We start from the raw sequence: 7,143 nt of genomic DNA on the forward strand, positions 1-7,143 counted from the left end.
GCGCCCCGGTCCAGAGACCGGGCGCGATAGCGCCGCGGGCCGCAACCTCTACGCGTAATAAAGGCCGTCAATCTCCGCTGCGCTGACGTCACGTGACGGTGCATCGAGCACCAGGCGGCCGCTCCGCATTGCCAGGATGCGATCCGCATAGGTCCTCGCAAGATCAGTCTGATGCAGGCTGCACAGGACCGCGATGCCATTCTCACGCGCGATGTTACGCAGAACCTCCAGGACATTGGCTGCGGACGCAGGGTCGAGGCTGGCGACGGGCTCATCCGCGAGGACGATGCTGCTTTGCTGCGCAAGCACCCGCGCAATTGCGACGCGTTGCTGCTGGCCGCCGGACAGCGAGTCAGCGCGCTGGTAAGCTTTCTCGAGCAACCCCACGCGATCCAGCGCCCCAAGGGCCAGTTGCTTGTCCTGCATGGAGAACTGCCGCAGCAGCACCCGCCATGTCGGCGCGTGACCCAACCTGCCGCCCAGCGTGTTGTCCAGCGCGCTGAGCCTCGGGATCAGGTTGAACTGCTGGAAAATGAGACCCAGCGCCCGCCGGTGTTCGCGCAGGGCGCGACGGTCCATGTCTCCCACAATCCCGCCTTCGACCAGGACCTTACCTGCGTCCACGTCGGTCAGACGCGATATGCAACGGAAGATGGTGGATTTTCCGGCGCCGCTGGGTCCGAGCAACGCCACCAGTTCCCCCTTGCCAATGGAAAAGCTGACGTCCTGCAGCGCGATGGCCGCGCCATAACGCTTGCTGACATTCCTGAGCGTCAGCGCCGCTCCTGTGTGGGATGTCATGCGAGCCTCCGGCGCAACAGGCCGCTGATCTGATCAATGATCGACACCATGATGAGCATGATGACCGTGACCGTGAGCAGTTTCGGGAAGTCGAGCAGGTCGATGGCGGCCTTGATCTCGATGCCGATGCCGCCCGCGCCGACAATGCCGAGAATGGTGGACGTGCGCACATTCGCCTCCCACACATACAGGGACACGGACGCTAGGTTGGGCATCACCGACGGCAGCAGCGCGAATGAAACGATCTTGCTGCGGCTGGCGCCGGTCATTGCGGCGGCTTCAAGCGGCGCCGCAGGCGCGGTCTCAATCGCTTCGCTATTCAGCTTGGCGATGACCCCGAGTGAATGGACGATCATTCCGAGCACGCCCGCAAACGGACCGAGGCCAACAGCCGCAACAAACAGCAGGGCGAACACAATGGTGTCGACGCCGCGGAAGCAATTGATCACCACGCGGACAGGGCCGGACAGCCAGCGCGATGGCGTCATGTTGCGCGAAATGAAGATCGACAGCGGAAACGCCAGGATGGTGGCGGCGACCGTGGCGACCGTGGCGATGGCGACCGTCTCGGCGGCCCGATACCAATAGACATCTAGGTCATTCAGATAAGGGGGCCAGGACTTCGCGGCCCAGTTCGCAAGCCGCGGCAGACCGGCGACAAGCGCAACGGGATCGACTTCGGCCAGCTTCACGCATTGCCAGAACAGCGCGACGACGACGAGCCCCAGAGCGCAGCGCAGCAGGACTGGCGCCGACAGGGCCGAGACCCGCGATTCAACATAGCGCCCAGCCGCGTCTCGCGTCGGCGGGCTCCGTTCAAATTTCCACATGATGTCCCCGCATCGGGCGCCGACAGGCTGAAAGCCTGTTGACCGCACCGACCTGGTGCGCGCGACGCCGTTTCGGCACGCGCACCGTCATTCTGTGCCTCAAGGACGGAGCGGCGACGGCCGCATGACAGCCAAGCCCTGCAGACGCCGCCACTTCACCGTGCGTCTCAGCCCTTGAGCACGCCCAGATCGCGCCCCATCTGTTCCAGCACCGCATAGGGCTCGTGTGTGGTGGAGGCGAAGCCGCTATAAGGGTAGGGCAGCGTCTTGAGCTCTTCAGGCGTCAGCGCATTGAAGGCCGCCTGCAGCGCAGCCGCGGTCTCATCGTCCATGCTCTTGCGCACCACGATGGGCTCGTTGGGCAACGGCGCCGACTGCCACACCACCTTGTTCGCGTCGGCCTTCATCAGACCATTCTTGATCATCGTGTTACGATGGGTGTCCCAGCCGGTCGCCAGATCGACCTGGCCGTTGATGGTGGCCATCTGCGCCGCCGCTGCAGAAGCGCCCTCAGCATAGCGACCGAAATAGGTTTTCGGGTCGATGCCGGCCGAACGGAAGTAATGGGTCGGCACCATCCAGCCCGTGGTCGAGCCGGTATCGAGCATCTGCATCGACATGCCCTTCGCATCCTCGGGGAACTTCTCAAGTTTCAGGTCAGGCCGGGCGACGATGAGGCCATGGTAGGTCGGCTTGCCGTCGATCAGCAGCACGTTGATGACGCGCGTGCCGGAGCTGTTGCGGGCCAGCACGTAGCCCCACGGCCCCAACTGGGCCAGATCAGCCTGCTCGCTGCCAATGGCGACAGATACGCCGGCCCAGTCGTTGGCGACGGTAAGGTGGAGGTTGGCGCCGATACGGTCGCAAACAGAGCGATACAGCGGCTCCCAGACCTTCCTGGTTTCCGTCTGGGTCGGCTGTGAGGGTGCCAGCGCGACCTTGATCGTCTTGCGGCCCGTGGCGTGCACGATGGCGGGGGCGGCGACAATGCCGGCGGCGGCGCCCAGCAGCAGGGTGCGACGGTTCAACATGGAAAGCTCTCCCAGAGCATGGCCGGCCCCGACGTCTGTCGGGCGCAGGGCGCAATTGTCTTGCTGAAGGTTGGGTCTCGCTGAATGTCTTGACGCGGAACGGGCAGGCGCCGCTCCGGCGGCGACGCCCCCTCGCCGTCTCGGACAGACAGTGAGCTGGCGGCGCCGACAGGGGATTTAGCCGCGCTCAATGACGGACAGATGACGCTGAATAAAATTCAAAACAGCATTGGTTTGCGGTTTCGTCCGGTCTAGAGCGCTGGGTGCCCGGGGAGTTTTCGTTCCTGCCGGCAAGGTGAACCACGCGCCGCACAGCGCCATCAAGGAGACCAGACTGCATGGCGCGATCCACCCCAGTCCAGCCGTCAACACCAGATCTGATCGCCGCCACGGCCGCCCGTGCGCAGGCTCTCTTTCGGGAAGCGCGGGTCATCATCCTCGACCTTGACGGCACGCTGATGAGCGGCGGACAGGCCCTGCCCTACGCCAGGGAGACGCTTCAGCAAGCGGGCGACCGCGCTCATCTGCTGAGCAACAACTCATCGGATGACTCAGCGACCCTCGCCGCCGCCATGGGGCAGGCGGGGCTCGACTTTCCCTGCGACCGCATCTGGCTGGCTGGCGTTTCGGCGGTCAGTGAAGTCGCGCGGCGCTGGCCTGGCGCGCGCGTCATGGCGATCGCCAGCATGGCGATCCAGCAGGCGGCCCTACGCGCGGGGCTGACATGTGTGCAGGAAGATGCGGATGTGGTGCTGCTGTGTCGCGCAACGCATTTCAACTACGAAACGCTGACCCGAGCGGCGAACGCCGTGCGTCGGGGCGCTGCGTTTGTTGTCGCCAACCCGGACCTCACCCATCCTGCGCCCCATGGCGACATCACGCCGGAAACCGGCGCCCTTGCAGCGGCTGTCGCGGCCGCGGCGGGCCGCACGCCTGACCTGACGCTGGGCAAACCCGATCCGCACGGGCTGAACCGCCTGCTGCGAACGCTTGGCGCTGAGCCGCATGAAGCCGTGATGATTGGCGACAATCCGCTGACCGACGGACTTGTCGCCGTGAACGCAGGCGTGCCCGGCATCATCCTTTCCGACAGCCTTACGCTCCGTGACCTGCTGGCGCCAGTCGCGTCGGACCGGCCATGATCAGGGGGTGGACGGCGGCAGGCGCTTGGTGGCGATGACATCGTAGGATTGCTGGATGGAATCCAGGGATGACTGCCAGCGCAGCAGCGCCAGCCTGGCGTAAAGCACGTCGAGAACAAACAATTCAGCAATCCGGCTGGACAGCGCCTCCATCCGATACCGCGTTTCCTGCGCTGCGGTGTACAGCGCCACGGCGCAGTACTGCTGCAGGGGGGAGCGGCCAAAATTGGTGATGCAGATCGTGCGGGCGCCTGCCTGCTGGGCCAGACGCGCGGCCTGCAGACTCTCCTGGGTGCGGCCCGAGTGCGAGATGATGACCACGGCGACATCTGGCGACGTGAAGCTGGCGCTGACCGCCATAACGTGAGAATCCGTGACCGCCTTGGTGTCCAGCCCAAGGCGCAGGAACCGGTAAGCCGCGTCCTCCGCGATTGGGGCCGACGTGCCGACGCCATAGAACTCGACCCGCCGCGCGCCATCCAGCAACTGCGCCGCCGCGTCCAGCGCGTCAACGGACAGCACCTTCGCCGTATCCTCAATGGCGACCGCATGGCTGGCCGTGAACTTTGCGATCACATCGGCTGTCGAGTCGCCAGGGGTGATAGCCTCGTGCAGCAGCGCCCGCGACGTGGCGATCTCCTTGACGATGGCGATCTTGATCTCAGTGAAGCCGCGCCCGCCGATCTGCTGGCACAAGCCGACCACCGAGCCCTCACTGGCGGCGGTGGCGTGGGCCAGCTCGCTCACCGACATGTTCGCCACGAGTTCGGGGTTCTCCACGATGTACGCGGCGATGCGCCGCGCGGTGGGCGGTAGATCCTGCAAGCGCGCCTTGAGCTGGGCGAGTGGGTTTTCGGGAGATGACATCAGGCACTCAGCGTGAGGGAGGCGACGATACGGACACGGACAGCGCAACGGGCGTTGCGCGAGGGGCTGCTCATGCGCCTGTCGCAAACACGACAAGGAGCGTCGCTATAAGGCGGGCTCCACGGCGCTGCGCCGAAGCGGCGCGGGACAGGCGAGCTTCATGAACATTCTCCATCTTACCGACTTTCATGTGACGCGACCAGGACAGCACGACCAGAGCGACGCGTCACATGGTGTATGGCGACAGGCGCTCGCGCAGGTGGCGGGGCCATGGCCCGCAGGCGCCGCGCCAGACTTGTTGGTGATCACGGGCGACATAGCAGACGCAGGCGATCCGGCGGCCTATCAACTGGTGGCCGAAGAACTGGAGAGGCTTGGTTTGCCCTATGTCGTGGTCCCCGGGAACCACGACAGGCGTGCGCCATTTCGGGCGGCTTTTCGCGAGGCGGCTGAATCGGTTGGCGCCCATGTCGCCTGCGCGGCCACGTTTAATGGCCCCTGCGGGCCGTTGCGCATACTGGCGCTCGACACGCTTGTGGAGGGCGCATCCCATGGCGCGCTGTGCGACGATCAATTGGCGTGGCTGGAGCGTGAACTGCAGATTGGCGGTGACGCCCCTGCCCTGCTGCTGCTGCATCACCCGCCGTTCATGACGGGCGCGCCAGCCCTCGACGCGATACGTCTGCGCGATGGCGCGGCCATGCTGGAGCAGCTGATCCGCACGAACGGCAACGTGGTCGGCGTGCTTTGCGGACACGTTCATCGCATCATTCATCGCACGTACGCTGGCGTAGCCTGCATGACTGCTCCATCGCCCGCATGGAACTTTGAGCTGGATTTCGCCGCGCCGCGCCGGCTGCGGGCCATCCCGCCGTCGCGCGTGCTGTTGATGCACCGGTTTGACGGCAAGTCGCTCGCCAGCTTCACACTCGAGCACGCCGCACTGACGTGACCCAACGCCAGATTTACCCACCCGCGCGCGCGCGAGCGAGCGAGCATGGGATTGCCGCGCAAGCCTGCGAATGCAAACTGATGCGGCTGCAACGGGGGTGCATGCAGGCGACGAGGGCTTCAAGTCCGCGAGAGCAAGCGACGAAACGTGGCTCCAGCGTTGGTCAGGGCTACACAGGGTCACGCGCATGGCCTGCCGCCCATCATGGACTGCGCCACTTTTCACGCTGGCGAGGTCCTACGTGTCCCACGCACCGCCTTCGGTGCGCCGCATCAGGCCCGGCCAACCATTCGTTCACCGACCGTTCGACATCGTAGTGACGCGTGGACGTTCGAACACACGTCCAGGTTTGATCAGACCAAGCCACATCGCTTGGTGGGACCTGTGATCATCAGGAAGCAAGGCGAGTGACCGCAGCTAAACCTGCGCAAACACGCGCCGTCATTGCATCGCCCCCGTTGCTCAGCGTCATCACTCCGCAACCATACGCTGGAAAGACCTGGGACGGTGATCCATGGATCAGCGCATGACGCCCGTACGGTCGCATCCAGAAAGATAAAATAACGTCATCATCTAACGATGGGCGTGTAGGCTCTGCCGGATCCGGGGACGGATGATCTTCCGCATCCGCAACAACGCCTTCCCGGAGCCAGATGGCCGCGACATCGTCTTCGCTCATGCTGTCCAACGCGGGTTCCACTGAGGGGCCGCCGGCCGGCTGCCAGGCTGTCTTGACCGTCTGCTTTGCGGAGGGAATGACGTTCATGCTGTTCGATATGGCAGCAAGGATCTGCGGAAAGAACTCACGGCGGATGAATACAGAAACGCCATCGGTAGTCCTCGCCACCGGCAGAATTTCAACGCGGAAGCCATGCTCACTTTCCTCGGTAACACGAAGGCTTTCGTATTGAATTTTAAGCATGTCGCCCCACTGTTCCGCGTCTGCGCTGTCACCTGCCAATACTACGACGCGACCAAAGAAAAAGCCGCCTTTTTGGCGGCCAGTCGTATCAATCCGAGGTCCGATGGGAGTGGGGGGTCAGCCCGCGCTGAGACGAGCAAAGACGATCAAGGCGGCGGCCATCATCGCCCAGCCAATCGGCGTCGCCAGAACGATGGAAACGACGGATTTGGCGGTCTCAACAGCGGTCATTTGCTTCACCCCCGGAGCAACATCGCTCCATGGGTAGAAGCTAGCGCCGGGCCACCCCTCGCGTACGTGCGCGCGTGCACATGCGGGAGGCGTCCCACTGGCCGATTATGGGGAGGGGCGCCTGTTCTATCGGCCCATCACCTCAACCGACTTCACCGGATACCCCTACAACCGCCAGCGGAGGCCTACAGCGGCATCGTTGAAAATCCTGCCATCGAAAAACCATGGTCCTGAGCGGCCTACAATCGTTCAGCGCCGCGCTCCAGTTTCACAGGGCGTCTCGTTAGCGTGGAATTTCCACGGCCTGACGATGATGCGTTCATGCGAGGGGCAGGAGTTGTGGCGCCCAAAGCTGGGCTGGATCGGG

The 7,143-nt window shown here is 64.3% G+C and carries 7 protein-coding genes and 1 pseudogene; 3 read left to right on the top strand and 5 right to left on the bottom strand.

Annotated features, from left to right (window positions below; all coding sequences use genetic code 11):
• Nucleotides 1–48 precede the first annotated feature (48 nt).
• From phnC to phnD, 3 genes are all read right to left on the bottom strand, one after another.
• Nucleotides 49–801: a phosphonate ABC transporter ATP-binding protein gene (gene phnC, locus AC6A67_RS10625; protein WP_498036531.1), complete on the bottom strand. Its 753-nt coding sequence runs from the start codon at nucleotides 799–801 to the stop codon at nucleotides 49–51.
• Nucleotides 798–1,631, bottom strand: coding sequence for a phosphonate ABC transporter, permease protein PhnE (phnE, locus tag AC6A67_RS10630; protein ID WP_498036532.1), 834 nt, complete (start codon nucleotides 1,629–1,631; stop codon nucleotides 798–800). The genes phnC and phnE overlap by 4 nt, the downstream gene beginning before the upstream one ends.
• 167 nt (nucleotides 1,632–1,798) lie before the next feature.
• Nucleotides 1,799–2,662: a phosphate/phosphite/phosphonate ABC transporter substrate-binding protein gene (gene phnD, locus AC6A67_RS10635; protein WP_498036533.1), complete on the bottom strand. Its 864-nt coding sequence runs from the start codon at nucleotides 2,660–2,662 to the stop codon at nucleotides 1,799–1,801.
• A 338-nt stretch (nucleotides 2,663–3,000) separates the two neighbouring features.
• Between phnD and AC6A67_RS10640 the strand changes: the two genes are divergently transcribed.
• Entirely contained in the window at nucleotides 3,001–3,804 is an 804-nt protein-coding gene (locus tag AC6A67_RS10640; protein ID WP_498036534.1) for an HAD-IIA family hydrolase, read from the top strand.
• Here the strand turns inward: AC6A67_RS10640 and AC6A67_RS10645 are convergent, their stop codons facing one another.
• Nucleotides 3,805–4,671 carry a MurR/RpiR family transcriptional regulator gene (locus tag AC6A67_RS10645; protein WP_498036535.1) on the bottom strand — a complete coding sequence of 289 codons (867 nt, stop codon included), beginning with the start codon at nucleotides 4,669–4,671 and terminating at the stop codon, nucleotides 3,805–3,807. It abuts the gene before it with no gap.
• Nucleotides 4,672–4,831: 160 nt separating this feature from the next.
• On the opposite strand from AC6A67_RS10645, the pseudogene AC6A67_RS10650 reads away from it, so the two are divergent.
• Both AC6A67_RS10650 and AC6A67_RS10655 read left to right on the top strand, forming a co-directional pair.
• Nucleotides 4,832–5,377: pseudogene (locus AC6A67_RS10650) on the top strand (metallophosphoesterase); the annotation flags it as partial.
• Between the two features lie 93 nt (nucleotides 5,378–5,470).
• On the top strand, nucleotides 5,471–5,623 hold the full coding sequence (locus tag AC6A67_RS10655; RefSeq protein WP_498036537.1) for a hypothetical protein: 153 nt from the start codon (nucleotides 5,471–5,473) through the stop codon (nucleotides 5,621–5,623).
• A 391-nt stretch (nucleotides 5,624–6,014) separates the two neighbouring features.
• Here the strand turns inward: AC6A67_RS10655 and AC6A67_RS10660 are convergent, their stop codons facing one another.
• Complete coding sequence (locus AC6A67_RS10660; protein WP_498036536.1) at nucleotides 6,015–6,545, bottom strand: hypothetical protein; 531 nt, start codon at nucleotides 6,543–6,545, stop codon at nucleotides 6,015–6,017.
• Nucleotides 6,546–7,143 lie beyond the last annotated feature (598 nt).

It is taken from the genome of Camelimonas sp. FR25 (assembly GCF_059740505.1).

What these genes read in the sequence shown, in the direction of transcription:
- AC6A67_RS10660 (WP_498036536.1), bottom strand. Translation starts at nt 6,545, where the DNA reads ATGCTTAAAATTCAATACGAAAGCCTTCGTGTTACCGAGGAAAGTGAG.
- phnE (WP_498036532.1), bottom strand. Translation starts at nt 1,631, where the DNA reads ATGTGGAAATTTGAACGGAGCCCGCCGACGCGAGACGCGGCTGGGCGC.
- AC6A67_RS10645 (WP_498036535.1), bottom strand. Translation starts at nt 4,671, where the DNA reads ATGTCATCTCCCGAAAACCCACTCGCCCAGCTCAAGGCGCGCTTGCAG.
- AC6A67_RS10640 (WP_498036534.1), top strand. Translation starts at nt 3,001, where the DNA reads ATGGCGCGATCCACCCCAGTCCAGCCGTCAACACCAGATCTGATCGCC.
- AC6A67_RS10655 (WP_498036537.1), top strand. Translation starts at nt 5,471, where the DNA reads ATGACTGCTCCATCGCCCGCATGGAACTTTGAGCTGGATTTCGCCGCG.
- phnC (WP_498036531.1), bottom strand. Translation starts at nt 801, where the DNA reads ATGACATCCCACACAGGAGCGGCGCTGACGCTCAGGAATGTCAGCAAG.
- phnD (WP_498036533.1), bottom strand. Translation starts at nt 2,662, where the DNA reads ATGTTGAACCGTCGCACCCTGCTGCTGGGCGCCGCCGCCGGCATTGTC.